Consider the following 22154-nt stretch of genomic DNA (forward strand, 5'->3'; position numbering starts at 1 on the left):
CCTCACTCCTCCCGGCCGGACGCGGCGTCCCGGGCGGCGGCGCAGGCGCGCTGCACGCCGCGGACCACGCTGTGGTAGCCGGTGCAGCGGCACAGGTTGCCGGTGAGCCACTCGCGGATCTCGGGCTCGGTGGGCGCCTCGCGGCCGGCGGCGTCGTCGGTGAGGGCAGTCTCGACGAACTCGCCGAGTGCCATGACCATGCCGGGCGTGCAGAACCCGCACTGGGTGCCGTGCTCCTGGCGCAGGGCTTCCTGGAGGCCGGTGAGTTCGCCGCCCCGCTCGGTGACGCCCTCGATGGTGGTCACCCGGGAGCCGGCGGCCGAGGCGGTGAGGACCAGGCAGCTCTTGACGGACCGGCCGTCGAGCCGGACGACGCAGGAGCCGCACTGGCCGGTGTCACAGCCGACCTTGGTGCCCGTCAGGCCCAGGCCGTCGCGGAGCCGTTCCACGAGCAGTTCGTTCGGCCGGGCCGAGAACTGCTCGGGTCTTCCGTTCACGTTCAGTGAGAGATCCATGCCTGCGCCTGCGCTTCCGTGAGCGGACGGTTGTAAAGGGGCCCGCCGGGCTGCTGGAGAATTGCCCCGGCGTGCAGCGAACCGGTGTCCACGGGGGCGAATCCGAGATCCGTGATGATTCCCGCGACGATTTCCTTCGCCTTTCCGTCGTCGCCCGCCGTGAAATGGGCCAGGCGCTCGCCCGGCTGCGTGCCGGCGACGGCGAGGGTGGCGAAATGCATGGTGTTCAGGGATTTCACGACCCGGGCGCCGGGATACCACTCGGCGACGAGTTCGCTGGAGGTGCGCCCGCCCAGGTCGAGCGCGGTGCCGGGGCCGCTGAACGCGTTGGTGGCGTCCACCAGCACCCGGTCCCGTACGAGCTCGGGCGGCAGCAGCCCTTGGACGCTCGCGAAGGGCACCATCAACACCAGGGGTTCGGCCTGCTCGGCGACCTCGGCGGGGTGCGCCGCCGAGGCCGCCGGGCCCAGTTCGGCCAGCAGCGGGCCGATGGACTGCGGGCCGCGGGCGTTGGCCAATAAGACCTCGTGGCCGGCGGCCACCAGGATCCTTGCGAGGGTGGAGCCGATCCGCCCGGTGCCGATGATGCCTGTGCGCATGTGCCGCTCCTCGTCCTTGTGTTGCCGGTGGACCTTCGGGCCCGGTAGGGGCCCGACAGACAGTGCGTCAGTCCATGCCGATCCAGACCGACTTGGTCTGGGTGTAGCTCTCGAGGGATTCCGGTCCGCATTCGCGGCCGTAGCCGGAGGCCTTGTAGCCGCCGTAGGGCACCGAGGGGTCGTACTGGTTGTAGCAGTTGACCCAGACGGTGCCGGCCTTGATCTGGGAGGCGACGCGGTGGGCGCGCCGCAGGTCCTTGGTGTGGACGCCGGCCGCGAGGCCGTAGGCGCTGTCGTTGGCGATGCGGATGGCGTCTTCCTCGGTGTCGAAGGGGATGATCGACAGCACCGGGCCGAAGATCTCTTCCTGGGCGATGCGCATGGAGTTGTCCACGCCCGTGAAGACGGTCGGCAGGAAGTACAGGCCCTGGCTGGAGGCGCCCTCGGGGGTCCAGCCGGTGCCGCCGGTGCGCAGCACGGCGCCTTCCTTCTCGCCGATCTCGATGTACGAGCTGACCTTCTCGAACTGGGCGCGGTGGGCCAGCGGCCCGAAGAGGGTCTCGGGGTCGCGCGGGTCGCCGGGCTTGAGGGCGGCGGCCCGGCGGACCAGGCGTTCGACCAGTTCGTCGTGGACGGGGCGCTGGAGCAGCAGCCGGGAGCCGGCGGTGCAGATCTCGCCCTTGTTGTAGTAGATGCCGAAGAAGGCGAGTTCCTCGGCGGCGTCGAGGTCGGCGTCGGCGAAGACGATGTTGGCGGACTTGCCGCCGAGCTCCATCGTGACCTTCTTCAGGGTGCCGGCCGACTTGCGGATGATCGACTGGCCGACCGCGGTGGAGCCGGTGAAGGCGATCTTGTCGATGCCCGGGTGGTCGGTGAGGGTCTCGCCGAGCTCCACCCCGGGTCCGGTGATCACGTTGAGGACCCCGTCCGGGATCTCCGCCTCCTGGAACAGCTCGGCGATCTTCAGGGCGGTGAGCGGGGTGGCCGGGGAGGGCTTGTGGACGACCGTGTTCCCCGCCGCCAGGGCCGGGGCGATCTTCGTCATCGACAGCAGCAGCGGGAAGTTGAAGGGGGTGATGGCGCAGACCACGCCGAGCGGCTCGCGCAGGGTGTACGCGAGCTGCCCGCCGGCCGGGGCGCGGGAGGAGCCGTCGACGCGGGTGACGGCGCCGGCGTAGTAGTGCATGAGCTGGGCGGCCATGGGGGCGTCGACCGTGCTGGAGAAGGCGAACGGCTTGCCCATGTCCACCGTCTCCAGCAGGGCGATCTCCTCCAGGTCGCGCTCGATGAGCTCGCCCACCCGGTTCAGCCGCAGGGCGCGCTCCTGGGCGGACAGTCTGCTCCAGGGACCCTCCTCGTACGCGGCGCGGGCGGCGGCCACGGCCGCGTCCGCGTCGGCTGCGGTGGCCTGGGCCACCGGCACGATCTCCTGTCCGTCCACGGGACTGATGTCCGGCTCGGTCCGGCCGTCCTGGGCCGGTACCCACGTGCCGCCGATGAACAGCTTCCCGGGGTTGGCCAAGGGCTGGTCGCTGAGCGCGCGCTTGGTCATGGCTGCCTTCCGGTGTCGGATGCGGGGGTGCTAGCCCTGGGCGAGCTCCTGCAGGAACGTCTCGGCCAGGGCCTTGGAGGAGTACGGGTTCTGCCCCGTGGTGAGCCTGCGGTCGACGACCACGTGGGTGTCCCAGATCTCCTCGGCCTTCTCGTAGCGGGCGCCGAGCCGGGTGAGCTCGGCCTCGAGGATCAGCGGGAGCCGGCCCGCCATGTTGGTGACCATCTCCTCGTCGTGCGAGAACGCGGTCATCCGGTAGCCCTCGAACGGCCAGCGGCCCTCGCCGTCGCGCAGGGCGAGGAGGGCGGTGTGGCCGTGGCAGACCGTGGCGAGGGGTTTGTCCTGGGCGATGGCCCAGCGCAGGACCTGGGCGAGCTCGTCGGATTTGGGCAGGTCTCCGATGGCTCCGTGGCCGCCGCTGACGTAGATGCCGTCGTAGTCGGCGATGTCCTTCTCCTCCAGGGACTCCACGGCGATCGGGTGCTTGAGTTGGGGGGTGTTCTCGATGACTCTCACGTACTCGGCGGCGTTGGCTTCGTCCTCGTCCGGTGAGCCCTGGGGGCGGACGAACCGGAGGTTGTCGGGGTCGATGCTGGTCAGGTCGACCGAGGGGATCTCGCCCCCGACGGTCGCCACGTCCACGGTGTGGCCCGCGGCCGTGAACAGCTTGTAGGGCACCACGAATTCCTCGGCCCAGAATCCCGAGGGGTGCTGTTCCCCGTCCAGCAGATGGAGGGTTGCCTTGGCCGTCATGACGACGAGAATCTTCATGACTTATTTCTCCTTGTTCAGGAATCGCTGCCGATTCAACACGCCGCTCGGGGGAGGGCGTAAGGGGGGAGCGTCAGGCGCGCGATACTTCGTCACGTGCGTCCAACGCGGAGATGATGGTGCGGAATTCACCGACCAGGGGGTGGTCGGGATGGGCTTCGGCGAATATGCGTTCGCCGTACAGGGCGGCCATTTCCGGTACGTACGGGAGGATTCCGGCCAGGGGGGCGCCGTACACCTCCTCCGCACGCCGGCGGGCCTCGTCCTGGTCGACGCCCGCCGGGGCCATGCTCAGGACCAGCGTCCGCCGACAGGGCAGCCGCCCGGCGAGGGCGATGGTCTCCTCGACCCCGGAGAGGTCGATGCGGTCCGCCCGCGCCAGGATCACCAGGACGTCGGCGCTGGCCATGGCCGCCACCGACTCGTTGTTCAGCCCGGCGTGGGTGTCCAGGAGCAGGATGTCCAGCGAGTGGTACGCGGCCAGCCGCTCGAAGCCCTCGGGCAGCAGTCCGACGTCGTAGCCGCTCGCCATGATCTCCCGCAGGGCCGCGGTGCCGGTGCGCGCGGGCACCACGTAGAGGCCGGGCACCCCGGCCTGCTGGGCCGTGGTCTCGATCTCGCAGCGCCCGAGCAGGTAGTCGGCCAGGGAGGGGCCCGGGCCGAGTCGGAAGAGCAGGTCGAGGGTGGGCGACTGGATGTCGGTGTCGACCACCCCGACCCGGCGCCCCGCGCCCGCGATCAGCAGCGCGAGGTTGGCCAGGACGGACGATTTCCCGGTGCCGCCGCGGTGCGAGTGCACCACGACCGTCCGGGCCATCAGGCCACCGCCGTACGGTCCGCGCGATCGGCGCGGTCGGCACGGACGCCTGCAGTCCGGTCGGCATGCGGCCCCCGCGCCGCACGTGGCCGGTGCAGGGCCAGCATGGTGACGTCGTCGTGCTGTTCGGCCGTGCCGGTGTGCTCGCGTACCGCGGTGTCCATACGGTCGACCACCTCACTGCCGCTCGCCGGGGGGCCGGCGAGCAGCTCCAGCATGCGCGCGTCCCCGAGGAAGGTGCCGTCGGGGCAGCGGGCCTCCGGCACTCCGTCGGTGAACACGAAGAGGGTGTCCCCGGGGTTGAGCTGGGCGTACCCGAGGGTGTAGACGCAGTCGGGCAGCACCCCGACGGCGGGTCCGGTGACGTCCAGGGCGTGCGGTTCGCCTCCGTCGGCGCGCAGCAGCAGCGGCGGGTTGTGGCCCCCGTTGATGTAGACGAGGCTTCCGGTCTGCGGGTCTAGGACCCCGAAGAACAGGGTGGCGAAGTAGCCCTGCCGCAGGTGGTTGCGGGTGAGGTAGCCGTTGGTGGCGGTGACCGCGTTGAGCAGGGGGGTGGCCCCCACCACCGGGATGCGCCGGCTGCCGCCGGCCCGGCCGGCGGCCACCAGGTGCTGCAGTCCGCTGTTCTCCGCGGTGTGCCGCAGCAGCGAGCGGATGAGCGCCATGAACAGGGCGGCGCCGACGCCCTTGTCGCAGACGTCGGCGACGACGAAGGCCAGTCTGCGGCCCCGGGAGATCTCGAAGACGTCGTAGAAGTCCCCGGCGACCTGCCGGGCGGGCCGGAAGCGGACGTCGATCTCCCAGCCGTCGGGCACCGGCAGCGCGTCGGGCAGGAATCCGGCCTGGATCTCCCGGCCGATCTCCAGCTCCTTCTCGTAGCCCATGAGCTCGGCGCGCGCGTCGGCCTCGCGCAGGGTGCGGCCGAGTCCGGCGCGCTCCGTGCAGCTGTGCAGCCGGGCCGCGACGAGGGCGGGCAGGAAGGGTGGGACGAGGTAGTCGTGGCCGAGCCGGACGTGCTCCTCCAGCGCGGCGAAGGCGGTCACCGTCCAGACGACCACGAGGGGCGCCCCGGCCCAGGTGCGCAGCCGGCGCACGGCGAGCCGTACGGCCTCCCCCTCGGTCTCGGCCGGGGCGAGCAGCACGTCGGCGACGGGCAGCGCGTCCAGGGGGCCGCTCAGCAGGTCCCGCAGGGTGCGGCCGACGAGCTCCGCGTCCATCCGGCGCAGCGCGTCGAGCAGTTCGAGCGGCGGCGGGTACTCGTCGAGGATGATCACGGTCGTGGAGGGCATGGGTCCGTCCCCTCGGCTGTGACGGTGAGGGTGCTGACGTTGCGGCCGTCCCTGCGGGCGTAGCTGAACTCGTCCACGCTGGTCAGCGCCAGGTGAATGCCGAGTCCGCCGATCCGGCGCCGCTCGGGGGGAGTCCCGGGGGCGGGCGGAAGGCGGCCTGCGACGGGGTCGAATGCGGGTGCCCGGTCCGTGAGGACGATCTGCACCCGGCCCGGACCGGAGCGGCCCCGGACGGTGATCCGTCCGCGGCCGCCCCGGTAGCCGTGCATCACGATGTTCGTGGCCAGCTCGTCCACGGCCAGCCGGATCCGGTACGAGGCCCTCTTGTCGAGCCCCGCCCGGCCGGCCAGCCGCAGGACGAACGCGGCGATGTCGCCCAGTGCCCCCAGCGTGGCGGGCACCTCCAGCTCGGCGGGCGCCGTCGCCGCTCCGACCGTGTCGTGCAGTGGTTCGGCCATCGGCCCTACTCGTCCGAGAGCACGATGCTGCGGTCGAGGCCGGCCGTCCGGATGGTCCGTGAGACGGGCTCGATCGCGCCGACCACCTTGATGGTCACGTGGCTCGCGACCTTCTGCTGGGCGAAGACCAGGGACCGCAGCCCGGCACTGGCCATGTAGCCGACGCCGGCCATCCTGATCTCGACCGTGCCGGTGCCGTGCCCGGCGGCCTTCTCGATCGTCTGGTGGAAGTCGGGGGCCGTCTTGGCGTCCAGCTCGCCCTCCAGCTCGATCACGGTGGTGTCGCCCTCGATGCTCAGGGACACGGAAAGCGGCATGTCAGGTCTCCTTGTCGGGGTCGGGCCTACGGCCGACCAGGATCACGACCGAGCGCGGACCGATCAGGTACTTGCCTGCGTTGTCCAGTTCGGGCTCTCCGCCCGGGGTGCGGATGTCGTACGGCGCCTCGGCCCCGGTGTCCGCGAACAGGTGCCAGCTGCGCCCGTGGGGCAGGGCCGGCAGCTCCAGGTCGTGCGGCTCCCAGTGCGCGTTCATGGCCACGTAGACCACGTCGTCGTCCGTGGTGCCGCAGCGGGCCACCGCCAGCAGCCGGCTCTCGTCCGACCAGTCGGGCTGCCAGGCCCGCTCGCCGTGCCAGCTGATGTCGGGCAGGCCCAGGCTCTCGCGGATCTGCCCGGTGGGGTGGGAGGTGGAGCGCAGTTCCCGGTGGCGCCCCCGGAAGGCGATCATCTCCCGGGTGAACCGGAGCAGTTCGGCGTTGTCGTCGACCTGCTCCCAGTCGAACCAGGAGAGCTCGTTGTCCTGGCAGTAGGTGTTGTTGTTGCCCTGCTGGGTGCGCGCGACCTCGTCGCCGGACAGCAGCATCGGGATGCCCTGGCTGGTGAGGAGGATGGCCAGGGCGTTCTTCATCTGCCGCAGCCGCAGCGCGTTGACCTCGGGGTCGTCGGTCGGTCCTTCGGCCCCGCAGTTCCAGCTGTTGTTGTCGTTGGCCCCGTCGTTGTTGCCCTCGCCGTTCGCCTCGTTGTGCTTGTCGTTGTACGAGACGAGGTCGGCCAGGGTGAACCCGTCGTGGGCGGTGAGGAAGTTGACCGAGGCGGCGGTGCCGCGGCTCGCGTACAGGTCGGGCGATCCGGCGATGCGGGTGGCGAGCTCCCCGGTCACGCCGGCGTCGCCCTTGACGAACCGGCGGACGGTGTCGCGGTACTTGCCGTTCCACTCGGCCCAGCGGCCGTACGCCGGGAAGTTGCCGACCTCGTAGAGGCCGCCCGCGTCCCAGGCCTCGGCGATGAGCTTGGTGTGCCGCAGGACGGGGTCGTAGGCGAGCATCTCCAGCAGCGGCGGGTTGGGCAGCGGGGTGCCGTCCGGGGACCGGCCGAGGATGGCCGCGAGGTCGAAGCGGAAGCCGTCGACGTGGTAGTCGGCGACCCAGTGGCGCAGGCAGTCGAGCACGAAGTTGCGCACGACGGGGTGGTTGCAGTTGACGGTGTTGCCCGTGCCGCTGAAGTTGAAGTAGTACCCCTCGGGCGTGAGCATGTAGTACGTGGCGTTGTCCAGGCCCTTGAAGGAGATCGTGGGGCCCTGCTCGTTGCCCTCGGCGGTGTGGTTGAAGACCACGTCGAGGATGACCTCGATGCCGGCCGCGTGCAGGTCCTTGATCAGGGTGCGGAACTCGTCGCCCTGCATCCCGTAGCGTCCGGTGGCCGCGTAGCCGGCCTTCGGCGCGAAGAACGAGACGGTGTTGTAGCCCCAGTAGTCGAAGAGCCGCTCGCCGGTCTCCGGGTTGGTGCGCGGGTTGTCGCTCTCGTCGAACTCGAACACCGGGAGCAGCTCGATGCAGTTGACCCCGAGCTCCTTCAGGTACGGGATCTTCTCCCGCAGTCCGGCGAAGGTGCCGGGGGCGGTGACCTGCGAGGACGGGTGCCGGGTGAAGCCGCGCACATGGGTCTCGTAGATCACGAGGTCCTCGGCGGCCAGCCTCAGCGGGGTGTCGTCGCCCCAGTCGAAGTCCTGCAGGCAGACGCGGGAGCGGTACTGGTAGCCGCGGCTGCGGTCCGGCTCCACGCCCCACACGTCGCGGCCGGCGATCAGCCGGGCGTAGGGGTCGGAGAGGACCTGGCGGGCGTCGAAGCGGTGCCCGGTGGCCGGGTCGAAGGGCCCGTCGGCCCGGTAGCCGTACTCGATGTTCTCGTGGTCGAGGCCGAAGACCGTCATGGCGAAGACGCTGCCGGTGCGGAACTCCTCGGGGAATTCCAGCTCGGCCATCGGCTCGGGTTCTCCGCGCTTGTAGATGACCAGGGTCATGGAGGTGGCCTGGTCGGAGTAGACGGAGAAGCTGACCCCGCCGGGGACCACGTTGGCCCCGAACGGGAAGGGCTTGCCTGCGCGGACGCGGTACCCGCCCACCTCGTGGGTCGGGTACGCGTCCACCCGCAGGACTTGCTCGGGTGCGGCCTCGGTCATCGGGCGACCGCGCTCTTCGCCGCTGTCCTGCTCCTGGCCTTCGCCTTGGCCTCTGCCTCGGCGGCCTCCCCGGTCTCGAAGAAGTCCAGGAAGCCGGTGGCCGACATCACGAACCGGACCTCCTCGCTCACCCCGTACAGGGTGACGGCGACACCGGCGTGCTGTGCCTCGCGGTAGACGACCAGCAGCGTGCGCAGGCCCGCGCTGGAGACGTAGGTGACGGCCGTCAGGTCGATGCGCAGCGGCCGGCCCTCGCGGACCACCGGCAGCAGCGTGGCCAGCAGCTGCGGCGAGGTCTCGCTGTTGATCTCGCCGGTGGCGACGACCACGGTGGCCGTCTTGTTCCGGCGTTCCTTCACGTTGAGAGTCATTGCTTGCTTTCCCCTTCTGTCGGGGCGCCCCCCGTTGAGCGCTATGACGTCACCGGCCGGAGCCGGACCTTGACCTTGACCCGCCCCTGGACGTCGGGGAGCCGTACGGTGAGGCCGTCGGCGTCGAAGTCCCGGTACGGCTTCTCGTCGATCTCGACGGACGCGATCCGCACCGAGCCCGCGGGCAGCAGGTCGGGCGAGACGCGCAGCACGCGTTCGGGCAGGTTGGTCGGGTCGGGCTGGAAGTGGAAGTCCATCTCGCGGCCGTTGATGAGCAGGTTGTTGTAGACGGCGGCCAGGTAGCACAGCTCCGCCGAGTGGTACATGGACATCGAGTGGCTGCCCTTGAGCCGCTCGGTGCCGAGCAGGTACGGCATCCCGCTGGCCAGCACGTTGAAGTAGACCGCTCCCTCGTCGTGGTCGAGGAAGAAGGTGTTGTAGAAGGCCTCGGCCTGGCGGGCCTCCTTCAGGAAGTCCGCGCCGCCGACGGTGCCGCCCAGGATGAGGTAGGCGAGGATCGCCTGCTCCTGCTGCCACCAGGCCTTGCGGTCGTGCCAGGCGAAACGGTACGCCTCCTGGTCGCCCTCCTTCAGGCGTTCGACCACGTCGTACCAGCCGCCGCGCTGCCGGTCGGAGCCGACCGGCGGCATGATCTCGCCGATCTTCTTCGCCAGGTCGGAGTAGGCCGGCTTGGCCTTCAGCGAGTTCATCCGCATCAGGTTCCAGGCGATCTTCAGGTTGTGGCCGACGACCGCGCGGTTCTGCTGCCAGCTGTGCCCGGTGTCGTGGGACCAGTCGCGGAAGAAGCGCTCCTGGACGAACGGGCTGTTCTTGTAGTCCGGGAACTTGTCCGCGATGGTGTCGAAGGTGTACTCGAGGAAGTCGGCGTAGCGCTGCTCGCCCGTCGCCAGGTACAGGTTGATCAGGTAGGCGGGCGCGTGGTCGCCGACGGAGTTCCAGTTCTTGCGCTCGGCGTTCTCCCCGAGGGACTCGTGGTCCGGGCTGAACAGGATCGGGTCGATGTGCGAGTAGTAGCCTCCCTGCTCGCGGTCGAGGAAGAACTTGTCGAACAGCCGGATGGTGGCGTCGGCGTCGTTCTTGATCCGGATGTCGCCGGTGATCCGGTAGGTCTGGATCGGGCCGGCCAGGGCGTAGATCTGCTCGTACATCGGGATCGCGTCGTAGTCGTCGGAGAACTCCGAGGTGAACAGCTTGCGCTCGCTGTCGCCGTCGACGCTGATGCCGTGGTACCAGTAGACGACGTCCTCCTCGCTGTCGACGACCCGCATGTGCTTGCGCAGGTACTCGGTGCCGCGCTCGGCCACCTCCAGGTACTCGTCCTTGCCGGTCAGCAGGTATGCCGAGGCCATGCCGTAGACGAGGCGGGAGATGGTGTCGGTCTCCTGGACGTGGCTGGCCGTCTTGTCGCCGCCGAGACGGATCTCGGTGCGGTACTCGGTGAAGTCCACGGGTCCGTCGCCGAACTGGGCGCGCCGGTAGAAGTCGGCGAGGGACTCGATCTGCCTGACCCACCAGCCGGCTTCCTCGAAGCGGTAGTCCTCCGCGCCGCGGCCCAGGAAGACCAGGCGCTTGGCGTCGAAGCGGCCGCCGTGCTCGGGGTAGTGGACGCCGTAGACGAAGAGGAAGCGGCCCGGGGAGAGCATCTCGTCGATGTGCCCGGAGGCGTCGATGTAGGGCTCGTCGAGGTTGCGGACCAGCTCGGCGCTGGGCCCGGAGGCGAGGGAGACGTCGAACTCACGGCCGTCGGCGGTCTTCAGCCGCAGCAGGCGGGACTCGGAGTCGAAGCGTCCGACATAGCCCGCGATGGTGTCGGAGAAGGAGAAGCTCACGGCGTCCGCCATGTCATGCACCGTCCTTGTCGTGAGAGCGGTCGTCCTCGAATCCCTGGCTGACCTCGACGATCACCCCGTCGGGATCGCGGACCCACACGGTCCGCCAGCCGCAGATGAAGTCGTCGAAGTCCAGCGGCCCCAGCGTCACTTCTGCCGCGTCGCCCAGCCCGGCCAGGAACGCGTCCACGCTGTCGGTCTGGAAGGCCAGGTGGCGCATCCGGCCCGGGGCCGCCGGCCCGTCGTCGTGCGCCGGGCGGGCCGGTTCGGCTTCCGAGGCGAAGAGCTCCAGGTACGCGTCCCCCTTGCGCAGGAACACGATCTGCGTCTCGCCGAGGTCGACGACACGGGCTCGGGTGAAGCCGAAGTGGCGGGTGTAGAACTCCTCCGTGGTCTTCTGGTCCCGGCAGTTCAGGCCCACGTGCGACCAGACCATCCGCTGCATCAGTCGGCCCTCCGCCCCCGCCCGGCAGCGAGCAGCTCGATGATCCGGCGGGCGAAGAGGTGGTGGTGGGCGCCGGTGCGGCCGGTGACCAGGTCGCCGTCGACCACCACGTCCTCGTCGACGTACTGCGCGCCCATGTTGCGCACGTCGCCGATCAGGTTGTTGTGGCAGACCACCTTACGGCCGCGGACCTTGCCCGGGATGGAGGAGGCCAGCCACATGCCGTGGCAGATGATCCCCTTCAGGACCGTCGGCTCCTCGAACGCCCGGCGCAGCAGCTCCGTCGCCGGTGCGAGGACGTCGACGTCCTCGGTGTAGCGCAGCCGGTCGGCGACCATGCCCGAGGGCACGACGATCGCGGCGTACCGGCGCAGCTCCTCGTCGTCCAGCCCCTCCAGGGACTTCGAGACGGTGAACGGAGCCCGGTACTCGTGGCCGCTGAAGGTGAGGGAGTCGTTGCCCCACAGCCGGGTCAGGAAGTCGACCTCGGCGCCCTCCTCGGCGAACCGGCGCTGGTAGTAGAAGATCTCCGGCTCGTAGAAGTCGCTCTCGACCAGGACCGCGATGCGGGTCCCGGTGAGTGCGCCCTCGCGCAGCACGGTGTCAGACACGGCTGGCCCCCTTGAGGAAGTCCGCGGCGCGTTCGGCGATCATCGCGATCGCGGTGTGGCAGTTGCCCGACGGCACCGCCGGCATCACACTGGCGTCGACCACGCGCAGGTTGCGCACGCCGTGCACGCGCAGCTCGGGGTCGACCACGGCGAGGTCGTCGATGCCCATCCGGCAGGAGCCGGACTGGTGGTGGTAGCTCTCCGACTTCTGCTTCACGAAGGTGCGCAGCTCGTCGTCGGTGGCCAGGCCCGGGCCGGGCTGGAGCTCCTGCTTGTACCAGGGCGAGAACGCCGAGGTCGCGAAGATCTCCCGGGCCAGCTTCACGCCCTGGACCATCCGCTCCAGGTCCCAGCGGTCGCCCAGGTAGTTCGGGTTGATCAGCGGGTGGGCCAGCGGGTCGGCGCTCGCGAGGCGGATCCAGCCGCGGGAGACGGGGCGTACGACACCCGGCAGGATCGACACCGTGTTCGGGTGGTCCTTGCCGACGATCACGTCGAACGGCACGTGCACGAACGCGATCTGCAGGTCCGGGGCGGGCAGCCCGGGGCGCGAGGAGAGGAACAGCGCGCTCTCCGACAGGTTCTGCGCCGGCGGCGGCAGCTCCTGGGTCACCTCCGCCATCAGCCCGGTCAGCACGTGGTTGTGGAAGTTCTCGCCGACGCCGGGCACGGCCGCGGTGACGGCGATGCCGTGCGCCCGCAGGTGCTCCGGGTGGCCGATGCCGGAGAGCAGCAGCAGCTTCGGGGACTCGATCGCCCCGGCCGCCACGATCACCTCCCGGCGGGCCCGTACGGTGTGCAGCCCGGGCGTGGCGGCGGTGCTGTGCCCGTCCTCGACCGTCCGGCCGGGGAACGGGGCGGGCGGGGCGAGCTGGGCGTACTGGAGGCCCGTGCAGGTGTCCCCGTCGAAGAGGAGCCGGGTGCTCTGGGCGCTGGTGCGCAGCGTCAGGTTCGGGCGGGTCAGCGCCGGCTCCAGGTAGGCGGCGAGGGTGCCCTGGCGGCGTCCGTCGGCCACGTCGATGTGGTGCCAGCCGGTGCCGAACAGGCCGCGCCTCGGGCCGTCGGTGTTGAAGTCGGCGATCTCCCGGTGGCCCAGCTCCACGGCCGCGTCGATGAAGGCCCGCGACACCGGGTTGGGCCCGTGCCGCCCGGCGTGGGTGATGCGCTGCGGCCCCTTCGTGCCGGTGGTGGGGGCGGTGGCGTCCTCCTGCCCCTCCAGCAGCGCGAAGTACGGCAGCACGTCCTCGTACGCCCAGCCCGCCGCGCCCTGGTAGGCCCAGTTGTCGAAGTCCGAGGCGTGGCCCCGGATGTGCATCATGATGTACAGGTTGCTGCTGCCGCCGGGCGCCTTCCCGCGCGGCTCGTACGTCCGCCGGCCGTCCAGGCCGGGCTGCGGGACGGAGGTGTAGCCCCAGTCGACGGGCCCGCCGAGCAGCTTGTACCAGGACGAGGGGTCGTCCACCTCGGGCGGGATCCGGTTGCCCCCGGCCTCCAGTACCAGGACGGTGACGTCCGGGTCCTCGCTCAGGCGGTTCGCCAGGACGCTGCCGGCCGTGCCGGAGCCGACGACGACGTAGTCGTACTCATCCGCGGCCATCACGTCTCCCCCTCATCCCCGGCTCAGCACCTGGAAGGGGACGGTGTCGTGGTAGTTCGCCATGTAGGCGATCTTTCCGTCCACGATCCGGAAGAAGTTCATGACCTCGGCCTCGATGGCCTCGCCCGAGGCGCTGACGGCACTGAGGTGGGAGACCGCCGCGGCCTTCTCCCCGTCGACGAGGAAGTGCACGGGCTCGTTCCGGAAGACCCGGTACATGGTGCCCATGCCCTTCATCATCGAGCGGAGCGTCTCCAGGCCCTCGATGTGCCCGGCCAGCTGCTCGTCCATGACCTGGTCGTCGGCGAACAGGTCGCACCAGCGGTCCCAGTCCCCCGCGTTCGCGTACTCGTAGTACTTCTGAAGGATCTGTCGTGCGTCCACAGCGCTCATCGCGCTCCTCCCCCTATCGGTCCCGGCGGGTTCCGTCCGGCGCGAACGGCGCCCAGAACTGGCTGAAGGCGCTGGCCGAGTCCCCGAAGAGGCCGTCGCGGCCCTCGACGATCCGGCCGCCCCGCCACTTCATGAAGTGGAAGACCGGGTAGTCCATCCGCTCGTACGGGGACGTGCTCGCCGGGTCGGCGCCGTCCCGCACGGCGGTGTTGCGGCACACGTCGGCGCTGCAGTCCTCGCCGACCATGACCGCCTCGATGTCCATCCGGAAGGTGCCGCCCGTGAGCTTGTGGGTCTGCCCCATCAGCTCCAGGAAGGCGTCGAGGCCCTCGTACCGGCCGGCCAGCGGGTGGTTTCCCGGCACCAGCCAGCGCAGGTCCTGCGCGTAGTACTCCAGGATGCGGGCCCGGTCCCCGGAGCCGAGGGCGCGGTAGGCCGCCTCCACGCGCTCCCGTGTCACTTCGGTCATGGTCTCGTCGCTCCTTGCTCGTCCGCCCTCGTGCGGAGCCGTCTCACGGGCAGCCGTCTCGCAGGCAGCCGTCTCACAGAGATCCGGAACCGGGCATCGGGGCCAGCTCGTTGACGGTGTACTGCTTGATCAGGGGGCCGTCCGGGCCGGCCACGACCGTCCAGGTCTGGTCGGCGTCGAAGCCGAGCCACTGGCTTCGCGCGGCCGGCGGGTCCCAGATCTTCGCCTGCCAGTTGACGAGGACCCGGACGATGGCCCGGTCGCCCTCGATGACCGGCTCCACCTTGGTGACCGTGTGCACCTCGTCGAAGAACCGGTGGGTGACCGCCTCGTACCAGCGGCCGAAGCCCTCGCGGCCGAGGAAGGTGTCCTCGGGGACCTTGAACTCCAGGTCCTCGGTGATCAGGGCGAGCACTTGGCCGGCCGGCACGTGCCGGTCCAGCGCCACGTACCAGTTCTCGGCGAACGTGCGGATCGCGTCCTCGGTGAGCTGCCGCTCGGCGGGCATGCGGTCTCCTCCTGTCCGTGCTGGGTGACTGCTCTGGTCGGATCGGGTGGCGGTTCAGATGTGGACGTCCACGAGGAACGGACCGGGGTGCTCCAGCATCCGGCCCACCGCGGCGACCGCCTCGTCCGGCTTCTCCACCCGCATCCCCCCGGCACCGAGCGACCGGGCCAGGCCCGCGAAGTCGATCTCCGGGTGGGACAGGTCGAAGGAGCCCGGGAAGCCGTGCTCGGGGATGTCCCGCTCCCGCCAGTACTGGGCGATGTTGTCGTCCAGCAGCCGGTACTTGCGGTTGTTGCACACCACGAACTTGGCGTCGACGCCGTGCCGCACCGCGGTCCACAGCGCCTGGTACGTGTACATCGCCCCGCCGTCGCCCGCGAAGCCGACGACGAGGCGGTCCGGGCGGGCCAGCTTGATGCCGACCGCGCCGGGGAAGCCCACGCCCAGCGAGCCGCCGCGGGTCAGGTGGTAGTCGCCCGGCCGCTCCGGCGGCAGGTACCGGGTGACCAGCGGGGATGTGGTCAGCGCCTCGTCGAAGACGATCAGGTCCCCGCCGGTGCGCTCGGCCAGCGTCCGCAGGAAGACCGCCATCGGCGTGCCGTCGTCCTGCGCCTCGCCCGAGCGCGCCGCCAGCGCCCGCTCCCGGGTGCGGGCGTCCAGCCGGGCGGCCGCGGCCGCCCGCCGCCGCGGGCTCAGCTGCTCCTCCAGTACGCCGGCCAGGGCGCGCAGCGCGTACCGCGGGTCGGCGGCCAGCCCCAGGTCGACCGGGTGGTTCTTGGCGATCTCGTAGGCGTTCAGGTCGATGTGGACGACCTTGGCGCCCGGCCGGAAGGGGCTGTCCAGCTCGGGGAACACCTCGGGGAAGACGTACGTGCCCACGATCAGCACACCGTCCGCCCCGGCGACGAGCTCCTTGCTGTGCGGGCCGAACATGTGGCCCGTCTGGCCGCGGCGCAGCGGGTGCGAGGCCGCGATGTTCACCTCCGAGGAGTCCACCTCGTACACGTCCGCGCCCAGCAGCTCGGCGACGGCCGCGAGTTCGCGCTGCGCCCCGGAGAGCGCCACCCCGTCGCCCACCAGGACCACGGGCCGCTCCGCGGAGGCGAGCAGCTCCGCCGCGCGCCCCACCGAGGACGGGGAGGGCGCGACGTCCGTGAGCGGGACGGCGGCGGGCAGGACGGGCTCGGAGTTGAGCTCGTCCAGCACGTCCATCGGCAGCGCCACGAACACCGGGCCGCGCGGAGGCGTCAGGGCGATCTTCACCGCCCGGCGCACGGTGCGCAGCACCGACCGCGGGTCGGTGACCCGGGTCGCGTACTTGGTGACCGGCCGGGCCAGCGCCACCAGGTCGCAGGCCATCTGCGCGTCCATGGCGTCGTAGCGGACCCCCGCGTCGCCGGCGACCACGACCAGCGGGGTGTGGCCGCGCAGCGACTGGTAGAGCATGCCGATGCCGTTGCCCAGGCCCACACCGGAGTGCAGCTGGAGCAGGGCCGCACCGCCGGTGGCCCGGGCGTAGCCGTCGGCGATGCCGGCCGCCACGGTTTCCTGGAGGGCGAGGACGTAGTGGAAGTCCTCCGCAGCGTCGACCGCGTCGAGGAATCCCTGCTCCACCGTCCCCGGATTTCCGAACATCACCGTCAGGCCGTCGGCCTTGAACTGCTCGATCAGCCTTTCCCGTCCGGGAGTGGCTCCCATGAATCCCCCTTCTTTCCCGAAGAGTTTCCGGAGTTTCCCGGTTCACCACCCGTAGCGGGTGAGGCCTTCCTCCAGGACTTCCACGATCTTCTGCCCCGTGAGATACGAATCCGGGGTGGACCGGCCCGTCACGAACGGGTAGTCGACGATCACCGAAAGCGGGTGCCCGAAATTGCCGTGGTACGCCCCGCGCGGGCCGGTCGCATCGCGCAGGATGTACTCCAGCGGGTACGGCGGCGGGCCCATGTTGAAGTCGGTGCCGAGGAACCCGGTGCCGTCCTTGTAGTCGTACTCCTTGCAGTGCCCGGTCACGTGCTTGCCCCAGATGATGCTGCGGCGGTCGCCCCAGTCTCGGGCGAAGGCCAGGCAGGCGACGCCGTAGCACTCGGCCGCCACGACCTTGCCGGCGTTCTTGAAGGCCAGGATCAGGGCGTGCACCCGCTCGTTGTTGGCGAGGTCGACGATCGGGCCGCTGCCGCCGACGATGAGGATCGCGTCGTAGTCGGCGATGTCCGACCCGAGCTTCTCCAGATCGCGGTGGTACTGCTCCAGCTTGCGCAGGTAGCCCTCGTCGCTCGTGTACGGGCGCTCGGGCACCCAGGCCTCGATGTCGAGCGGCGAGTCCAGCCGGCTCGACTGCTCGAACTCGCGGCCCAGTCGGGCGTTCTCCTCGGTGGTGACCGAGCGGCCCAGCGGAGGGTCGATGAAGTTCGCGTCGAGGCTCGGCGGAAGTGCGTGCGCGCGCTTTCCGGTCGGCGTGGCGAATACGACCTCGTAGCCGCGCTCGTCGAACTTCGACACCGGCCCTATCAGTTCCTCGGCCCAGTAACCGTGTTCGGAGACAATGACCAGAATCTTTCTGCTCACGGATTCCTCCAGGCGCCGCCTGTTGTCGTTTGCGTCCACCACACTGCTTGTGCGCGGCTCGAGCGTCAAAGCGCCCGTGTGCGACTTCGTGAGGTAGAACGGCTCCTTCTCGGGCCACCTCACCTAGTCGCCCGCGGACGTCATGAAGTAGCCCCGGGACTTCCTGACATCGGCCGAATCGCTGAACCATTCGCGCACCTCCCGCCTATGGTCTGGACGCGCCGTGAATCACGGGCGGGCGGAGTACGTCGCGCGCAGACGAGGAGAGGGACGGGGACGATGACGGACCTGTTGTGCACACATCTCGATCAGATACGCCCGGTGGAGCCGGGCACCGAGGGCTGCGAGGAGTGCCTCGCCCTCGGCGACAGCTGGGTGCACCTGCGGATGTGCCTGTCCTGCGGCCACGTCGGATGCTGCGACTCCTCCAAGAACCGCCACGCCACCCGGCACTTCCGCACCACCGACCACCCGATCGCGGCCTCGCACGAGCCCGGCGAGACGTGGGCCTGGTGCTACGCCGACAAGCTGATGCTGGAAGCGGCATGAGCGCGGCCCCCGAGAGCACCTCCGCCGGCGCCGCGACGGCCACCGCCGCGACCGCCCCGACAGCCAGCGCCGCGACCGCCACAGCTGCGGGCGCGGGCGCCCCTGCCGCCACGGCCGTCACCACCGCCGCCACCACGGCCGCCACCACCGGCGCGGCCACCGCCGAGCGCGCGGAGAGCCGCAAGCCCGTCATCCTGGCCGTGGACGACGACCCTCAGGTGCTGCGGGCCGTCCGCCGGGACCTGCGCAGCGCCTACGGCGACCGCTACCGGGTGCTCGGCGCCTCCTCGGCCGCCGACGCCCTGAAGATCCTGGACTCCCTCGACGAGCGCGGCCACGACCCGGCCCTCTTCCTCGTGGACCAGCGGATGCCCGACGTCACCGGCGTCGAGTTCCTGCTGGAGGCCGTCAGCCGCTTCCCCGACGCCCGCCGCGTGCTGCTCACCGCGTACGCGGAGACCGACGCGGCGATCACGGCCATCAACCGGGTCCGGCTGGACTACTACCTGCTCAAGCCGTGGGACCCGCCGCACGAGCGGCTCTTCCCGGTCCTGGACGACCTGCTGTCCGACTGGCTGGCCACCTACCGGCCCGCCTACGACGGCATCATCGTCGCCGGCCACCTCGTCTCCCCCGGCACCCACGCCGTCCGCGACTTCTTCACCCGCAACGGCCAGCCGTTCCGCTTCCTCAACGTCGAACGGGACCCTGAGGCCCTCACCCTGATCGCGGCCCAGCCCGACGCCGCGCTGCCCCTCGTCCGCTTCCCGGACGGGGCGGTGCTCTCCGCCCCCACCGACACCGAGCTCGCCCAGCGCCTGGGCCTGGCCACCACCGCCTCACGCCCGCACTACGAGTGCGTGATCGTCGGAGCCGGTCCGGCGGGCCTGGCGGCCGGGGTGTACGCGGCCTCCGAGGGCCTGTCCACGCTGATGCTGGACTCGCGCGCCCCCGGCGGGCAGGCCGGCACCTCCAGCCTGATCGAGAACTACCTCGGCTTCCCCTCCGGCCTCTCCGGCGGGGACCTGACCCGCCGCGCCACCATCCAGGCCTCCCGGTTCGGCGCCGAGATCCTGCACCCGGTGGAGGTCGTCTCGCTGACCCGCGACGACCCGGCGAAGATCCTGACGCTGGCGGACGGCACGGAGATCAGCGCCGAGACGGTGCTGCTGGCCACGGGGGTCTCGTACAACCGCCTCCAGGCGCCGGGCGCCGAGCGCTTCGAGGGGGCCGGCCTGTACTACGGCGCGGCCACCACGGAGAGCTCGGCCTGCATCTCGCAGCACGTCTACATCGTGGGCGGCGCGAACTCGGCCGGGCAGGCGGCGGTGCACTTCGCCAAGTACGCGGCCAAGGTCACGGTGCTGGTCCGAGCGGAGTCGCTGGACGCCAGCATGTCCCGCTACCTGATCGACGAGATCGAGCGCACCCCGAACATCGAGGTGAAGGTCCGCACGACCGTGGTCGCCCTCGACGGCGGCGAGCACCTGGAACGGCTCACCCTCCACGACGCCGACACCGGCGAGAACATCGAGGTCCCGGCCCGTTTCATGTTCACCTTCATCGGCGCCCGCCCGCACACGGACTGGCTGTCGGGCGTGGTCGAGCGCGACGAGTACGGCTTCGTCCTGACCGGCTCCGACCTGATCGCCAACGGCGGCGAACTGCCCGCGGAATGGAGCCTGGAGCGGGCCCCCTACCCCCTGGAGACCAGCGTCCCGGGCGTCTTCGCGGCCGGCGACGTCCGCGCCCACTCGGTCAAGCGGGTCGCGTCGGGCGTGGGAGAGGGGGCGATGGCGGTCTCGCTGATCCACCGGTACCGCTCGATGGGCTGAGAGCGAACGCAGCCCAGAGCGAACGCGGATCCCTTGCGATCAAGCCGCGAACGGATGCAACGTTGATTACATGATTACATCCGAGCAGAGCGAGCAGCTGCGCACCTGGTTCGCGGACCGCCTTCCGGTGGACGTCTACGAGTCCCTGGTCGAGGTGGCCGTCGACCGCGAGGAGATCACGGTCGTCGGCACCCTCCCGGCCAACGAGTCGGTCAAGGCGTTCCGCGAACGCACCCGCGAACAGCGCATCGAGGTGGCCCGGCAGGCGGAGGAGCTCTACCGCCGCAAGGTCGCCTGGGCCGTCCAGTCCGGGGACGACCGCATCCTGTTCACCCACCTGGCGGTACCGGTGATGACGCGCCTGCGCCAGCCGGAACGCCAGGTCCTCGACACCCTGGTCGAGGGCGGTGTGGCCCGCAGCCGGGCCGACGCCCTCGCCTGGTGCGTACGCCTGGTCGGCCGCAACACGGACGAGTGGCTGACCGAGCTGCGCGACTCCCTGGCCAGGGTCCGCAAGGTGCGGGAGGAGGGCCCCGACCGTACGGACTCCCGGGAGACGGACTCCCCGAAGACGGACACCGGGGAGACGGACTCCCAGAAGTCTGCGTCGGAATGACGAAAGGGCCCCGCGTCGGGGCATGATCGCGCCAGGCTTGGCCGCGACCGACGCCCGACTCAGGACTCAGGGAGAGGCACGCAGCATGACCACCACCGTCGAATACATCCGCTACCGGATCGCCTTGGACGACCAGCAGGCCTTCGAGGACTCGTACCGGCAGGCCGCGGAGGCCCTGGCCGCCTCGCCCGAGTGCATCGACTACGAGCTGGCCCGCTGCGAGGAGGAGAACGACCGCGAGCACTACGTCCTCCGCATCCGCTGGACCTCGGTCGACGCCCACCTGAACGGCTTCCGCAAGGGTGAGCACTTCCCGGCCTTCTTCAGCGCGATCCGCCCCTACGTCAAGGCCATCGAGGAGATGCAGCACTACCGCGTCACCGACGTGGCCGGCCCCGGAAAGGCCGCACCCCAGTCATGAGCAGCACCACACCCGGAACCACTCCGACCATCTACGAGTGGATGGGCGGAGCCGAGGCGATGCACCGCCTCACCGTCGCCTTCTACGACCACGCCCTGCAGGACGAGATCCTGGCCCCCGTCTTCGCGGGCATGGACAAGGAGCACCCCCGGCACGTGGCGGTCTGGCTGTCGGAGGTCTTCGGCGGCCCGTCCGACTACACCGCCCACCACGGCGGCCACCAGCACATGGCCACCAAGCACCTGGGCCGCGGCATCACCGAGGAGCAGCGCCGCCGCTGGGTGGACCTGCTCATGGACACGGCCGACGAGGTCGGCCTGCCCACCGACCCCGAATTCCGCGCCGTCTTCGCGTACTACATCGAGTGGGGCACCCGGATGGCCCTCATCTACTCGGGGCCCAACCCGCCCCCGGTCGACGCGGCCAAGATCCCGATCTGGTCCTGGGGCCAGACCCCTCCGTGGATCCCGAAAGGCTGACCTGCCGAACGGCGGCACGGCGCACGAACGAACAGGCGCACCACGAACGGCCCCGTGACGGGGGCGGGGCGAACGGCCCCGCCCCCGTCACGGCGCGTCACGGCGTGTCGGAGAGCAGCACTTCCAGGGCCCCGTCCTCGGCCTCCCGCCAGTACGCCACGGCCTCCTGGAGCACCTCCCGGAGCGTCTCCCAGTCGGCGGGCCGCGCCTCGGCGTAGCCCCGCCACGAGGTCACGGCGAGCAGCCGGCCCGGCGCCGGCGGCAGCCACGACAGGTCGATCAGCGCATCGGCCAGCGCGTCCCAGTTCCGCCCGAACCAGTCGGGCAGCCGCAGCGCCGCCTCCCATCGGCGCATCAGCCCGGCCTTGTCGCGTACGCCGTCGAGGTCGACCCGTACGGTCGCCCAGCCGGCCCGCTCGGCGGCGGCCAGGGCCGGGGCGAGGGGCTGCGGATCGAGGGTCATCGCAGCACCGCCTTGAAGGTGTCGTAGTGGTCGTCCGTGTAGTAGAACTCCCCGCCCTGGCCGGTCACGATCCGCCGGGCCCCGCGGTCGCGCTCCCCGGGCGTCTGCACCGTGAACTCGTGGTAGTAGCCGCGCTTCTGCTGCGGCAGCACCTTCTCGAAGTTCCCGAACACGGTCCCGTCCTGCCGGTACGGGTACGGCCCGCCCCGGTCGATGAGCCTCAGCACCTCGCGCGCCTGCGGCGGCAGCGCGTCGGCCCGTACGGTCGCCATCCCCTTCGCCCAGGCGGGCGCGGACGCCGGCGCGGACCGGGAGGGCGCCGCGGACCGGGCCCCGGAGCCGCCGCAGCCGCCGGCCGTGGCGACGAGCGCGACGCAGAGGAACACCGCCCCGAGCAGGCGCAGCAGCAACCGGGCCCGGGGCGCGTTCCGCACGATCATGCATAGATCGTGCCAAATGTCGGATGCGCTAGCGAATCACACGGCGGCGGGACCCGGCCGGATGCGATCGGCGGTCACTCC

The 22154-nt window shown here is 70.8% G+C and carries 26 protein-coding genes; 5 read left to right on the top strand and 21 right to left on the bottom strand.

The window, feature by feature from the left end; genetic code table 11:
* Positions 1-2: 2 nt before the first annotated feature.
* The 19 genes from AB0F11_RS26795 to AB0F11_RS26885 form a co-directional block, all read right to left on the bottom strand.
* Complete coding sequence (locus AB0F11_RS26795; RefSeq protein ID WP_362178667.1) at positions 3-515, bottom strand: (2Fe-2S)-binding protein; 513 nt, start codon at positions 513-515, stop codon at positions 3-5.
* Positions 500-1114, bottom strand: a complete 615-nt coding sequence (locus AB0F11_RS26800) for an NAD(P)-binding domain-containing protein (RefSeq protein ID WP_362178670.1) — start codon at positions 1112-1114, stop codon at positions 500-502. The genes AB0F11_RS26795 and AB0F11_RS26800 overlap by 16 nt, the downstream gene beginning before the upstream one ends.
* 67 nt (positions 1115-1181) lie before the next feature.
* Entirely contained in the window at positions 1182-2666 is a 1485-nt protein-coding gene (locus tag AB0F11_RS26805; protein WP_361912510.1) for an aldehyde dehydrogenase family protein, read from the bottom strand.
* A 30-nt stretch (positions 2667-2696) separates the two neighbouring features.
* Positions 2697-3437, bottom strand: coding sequence for a type 1 glutamine amidotransferase domain-containing protein (locus AB0F11_RS26810; RefSeq protein WP_362178673.1), 741 nt, complete (start codon positions 3435-3437; stop codon positions 2697-2699).
* Between the two features lie 73 nt (positions 3438-3510).
* Positions 3511-4254, bottom strand: a complete 744-nt coding sequence (locus tag AB0F11_RS26815) for a MinD/ParA family protein (protein ID WP_362178676.1) — start codon at positions 4252-4254, stop codon at positions 3511-3513.
* Entirely contained in the window at positions 4254-5543 is a 1290-nt protein-coding gene (locus AB0F11_RS26820) for a PP2C family protein-serine/threonine phosphatase (RefSeq protein WP_362178678.1), read from the bottom strand. Before AB0F11_RS26820 ends, AB0F11_RS26815 begins: the two co-directional genes overlap by 1 nt.
* Positions 5525-6001 (bottom strand): anti-sigma regulatory factor, encoded by a 477-nt coding sequence (locus AB0F11_RS26825; RefSeq protein ID WP_362178680.1) that lies wholly within the window; start codon positions 5999-6001, stop codon positions 5525-5527. Before AB0F11_RS26825 ends, AB0F11_RS26820 begins: the two co-directional genes overlap by 19 nt.
* Before the next feature lie 5 nt (positions 6002-6006).
* Positions 6007-6318, bottom strand: coding sequence for an STAS domain-containing protein (locus AB0F11_RS26830; RefSeq protein WP_362178683.1), 312 nt, complete (start codon positions 6316-6318; stop codon positions 6007-6009).
* Position 6319: 1 nt separating this feature from the next.
* Positions 6320-8461 (bottom strand): glycogen debranching protein GlgX, encoded by a 2142-nt coding sequence (gene glgX, locus AB0F11_RS26835; protein ID WP_362178686.1) that lies wholly within the window; start codon positions 8459-8461, stop codon positions 6320-6322.
* Entirely contained in the window at positions 8458-8832 is a 375-nt protein-coding gene (locus AB0F11_RS26840; RefSeq protein WP_362178689.1) for an STAS domain-containing protein, read from the bottom strand. Before AB0F11_RS26840 ends, glgX begins: the two co-directional genes overlap by 4 nt.
* Positions 8833-8873: 41 nt before the next feature.
* Positions 8874-10694, bottom strand: a complete 1821-nt coding sequence (locus AB0F11_RS26845) for an AGE family epimerase/isomerase (protein WP_362178691.1) — start codon at positions 10692-10694, stop codon at positions 8874-8876.
* 1 nt (position 10695) lies between these two features.
* Positions 10696-11127 carry a VOC family protein gene (locus AB0F11_RS26850; RefSeq protein WP_362178694.1) on the bottom strand — a complete coding sequence of 144 codons (432 nt, stop codon included), beginning with the start codon at positions 11125-11127 and terminating at the stop codon, positions 10696-10698.
* A complete protein-coding gene (locus AB0F11_RS26855; protein WP_361912539.1) occupies positions 11127-11738 on the bottom strand; it encodes a DJ-1/PfpI family protein in 612 nt (203 codons plus the stop codon). The genes AB0F11_RS26850 and AB0F11_RS26855 overlap by 1 nt, the downstream gene beginning before the upstream one ends.
* Positions 11731-13335, bottom strand: coding sequence for a GMC oxidoreductase (locus tag AB0F11_RS26860; RefSeq protein ID WP_362178697.1), 1605 nt, complete (start codon positions 13333-13335; stop codon positions 11731-11733). The genes AB0F11_RS26855 and AB0F11_RS26860 overlap by 8 nt, the downstream gene beginning before the upstream one ends.
* A 12-nt stretch (positions 13336-13347) precedes the next feature.
* Positions 13348-13728, bottom strand: coding sequence for a nuclear transport factor 2 family protein (locus AB0F11_RS26865; protein ID WP_361912545.1), 381 nt, complete (start codon positions 13726-13728; stop codon positions 13348-13350).
* Between the two features lie 13 nt (positions 13729-13741).
* A complete protein-coding gene (locus AB0F11_RS26870; protein WP_362178700.1) occupies positions 13742-14197 on the bottom strand; it encodes a nuclear transport factor 2 family protein in 456 nt (151 codons plus the stop codon).
* Positions 14198-14270: 73 nt separating this feature from the next.
* Positions 14271-14705, bottom strand: a complete 435-nt coding sequence (locus AB0F11_RS26875) for a nuclear transport factor 2 family protein (protein WP_362178702.1) — start codon at positions 14703-14705, stop codon at positions 14271-14273.
* Between the two features lie 54 nt (positions 14706-14759).
* Positions 14760-16403 (bottom strand): thiamine pyrophosphate-binding protein, encoded by a 1644-nt coding sequence (locus AB0F11_RS26880; protein WP_362178705.1) that lies wholly within the window; start codon positions 16401-16403, stop codon positions 14760-14762.
* Positions 16404-16445: 42 nt separating this feature from the next.
* On the bottom strand, positions 16446-17270 hold the full coding sequence (locus tag AB0F11_RS26885) for a type 1 glutamine amidotransferase domain-containing protein (RefSeq protein WP_362178708.1): 825 nt from the start codon (positions 17268-17270) through the stop codon (positions 16446-16448).
* A gap of 279 nt (positions 17271-17549) precedes the next feature.
* Between AB0F11_RS26885 and AB0F11_RS26890 the strand changes: the two genes are divergently transcribed.
* The 5 genes from AB0F11_RS26890 to AB0F11_RS26910 all read left to right on the top strand — a co-directional run bounded on the left by AB0F11_RS26890 (position 17550) and on the right by AB0F11_RS26910 (position 21170).
* Positions 17550-17819 carry a UBP-type zinc finger domain-containing protein gene (locus AB0F11_RS26890; RefSeq protein ID WP_362178711.1) on the top strand — a complete coding sequence of 90 codons (270 nt, stop codon included), beginning with the start codon at positions 17550-17552 and terminating at the stop codon, positions 17817-17819.
* A complete protein-coding gene (locus AB0F11_RS26895) occupies positions 17816-19654 on the top strand; it encodes an FAD-dependent oxidoreductase (protein ID WP_362178714.1) in 1839 nt (612 codons plus the stop codon). Before AB0F11_RS26890 ends, AB0F11_RS26895 begins: the two co-directional genes overlap by 4 nt.
* Positions 19655-19724: 70 nt before the next feature.
* Entirely contained in the window at positions 19725-20270 is a 546-nt protein-coding gene (locus AB0F11_RS26900) for a hypothetical protein (RefSeq protein ID WP_362178717.1), read from the top strand.
* An 85-nt stretch (positions 20271-20355) separates the two neighbouring features.
* Positions 20356-20691: an antibiotic biosynthesis monooxygenase family protein gene (locus AB0F11_RS26905; protein WP_356850942.1), complete on the top strand. Its 336-nt coding sequence runs from the start codon at positions 20356-20358 to the stop codon at positions 20689-20691.
* Entirely contained in the window at positions 20688-21170 is a 483-nt protein-coding gene (locus tag AB0F11_RS26910) for a group II truncated hemoglobin (RefSeq protein ID WP_362178720.1), read from the top strand. Before AB0F11_RS26905 ends, AB0F11_RS26910 begins: the two co-directional genes overlap by 4 nt.
* Positions 21171-21267: 97 nt before the next feature.
* Here AB0F11_RS26910 and AB0F11_RS26915 read toward each other — a convergent pair whose 3' ends face one another.
* The gene (locus AB0F11_RS26915; protein ID WP_362178723.1) at positions 21268-21633 is read right to left on the bottom strand and encodes a barstar family protein; all 366 of its coding nucleotides are present in this window, start codon (positions 21631-21633) and stop codon (positions 21268-21270) included.
* The gene (locus AB0F11_RS26920) at positions 21630-22073 is read right to left on the bottom strand and encodes a ribonuclease domain-containing protein (protein WP_362178726.1); all 444 of its coding nucleotides are present in this window, start codon (positions 22071-22073) and stop codon (positions 21630-21632) included. The genes AB0F11_RS26915 and AB0F11_RS26920 overlap by 4 nt, the downstream gene beginning before the upstream one ends.
* Positions 22074-22154: the final 81 nt, after the last annotated feature.

The sequence above is a fragment of the Streptomyces sp. NPDC032472 genome, assembly GCF_040636955.1.
GTDB lineage: Bacteria > Actinomycetota > Actinomycetes > Streptomycetales > Streptomycetaceae > Streptomyces.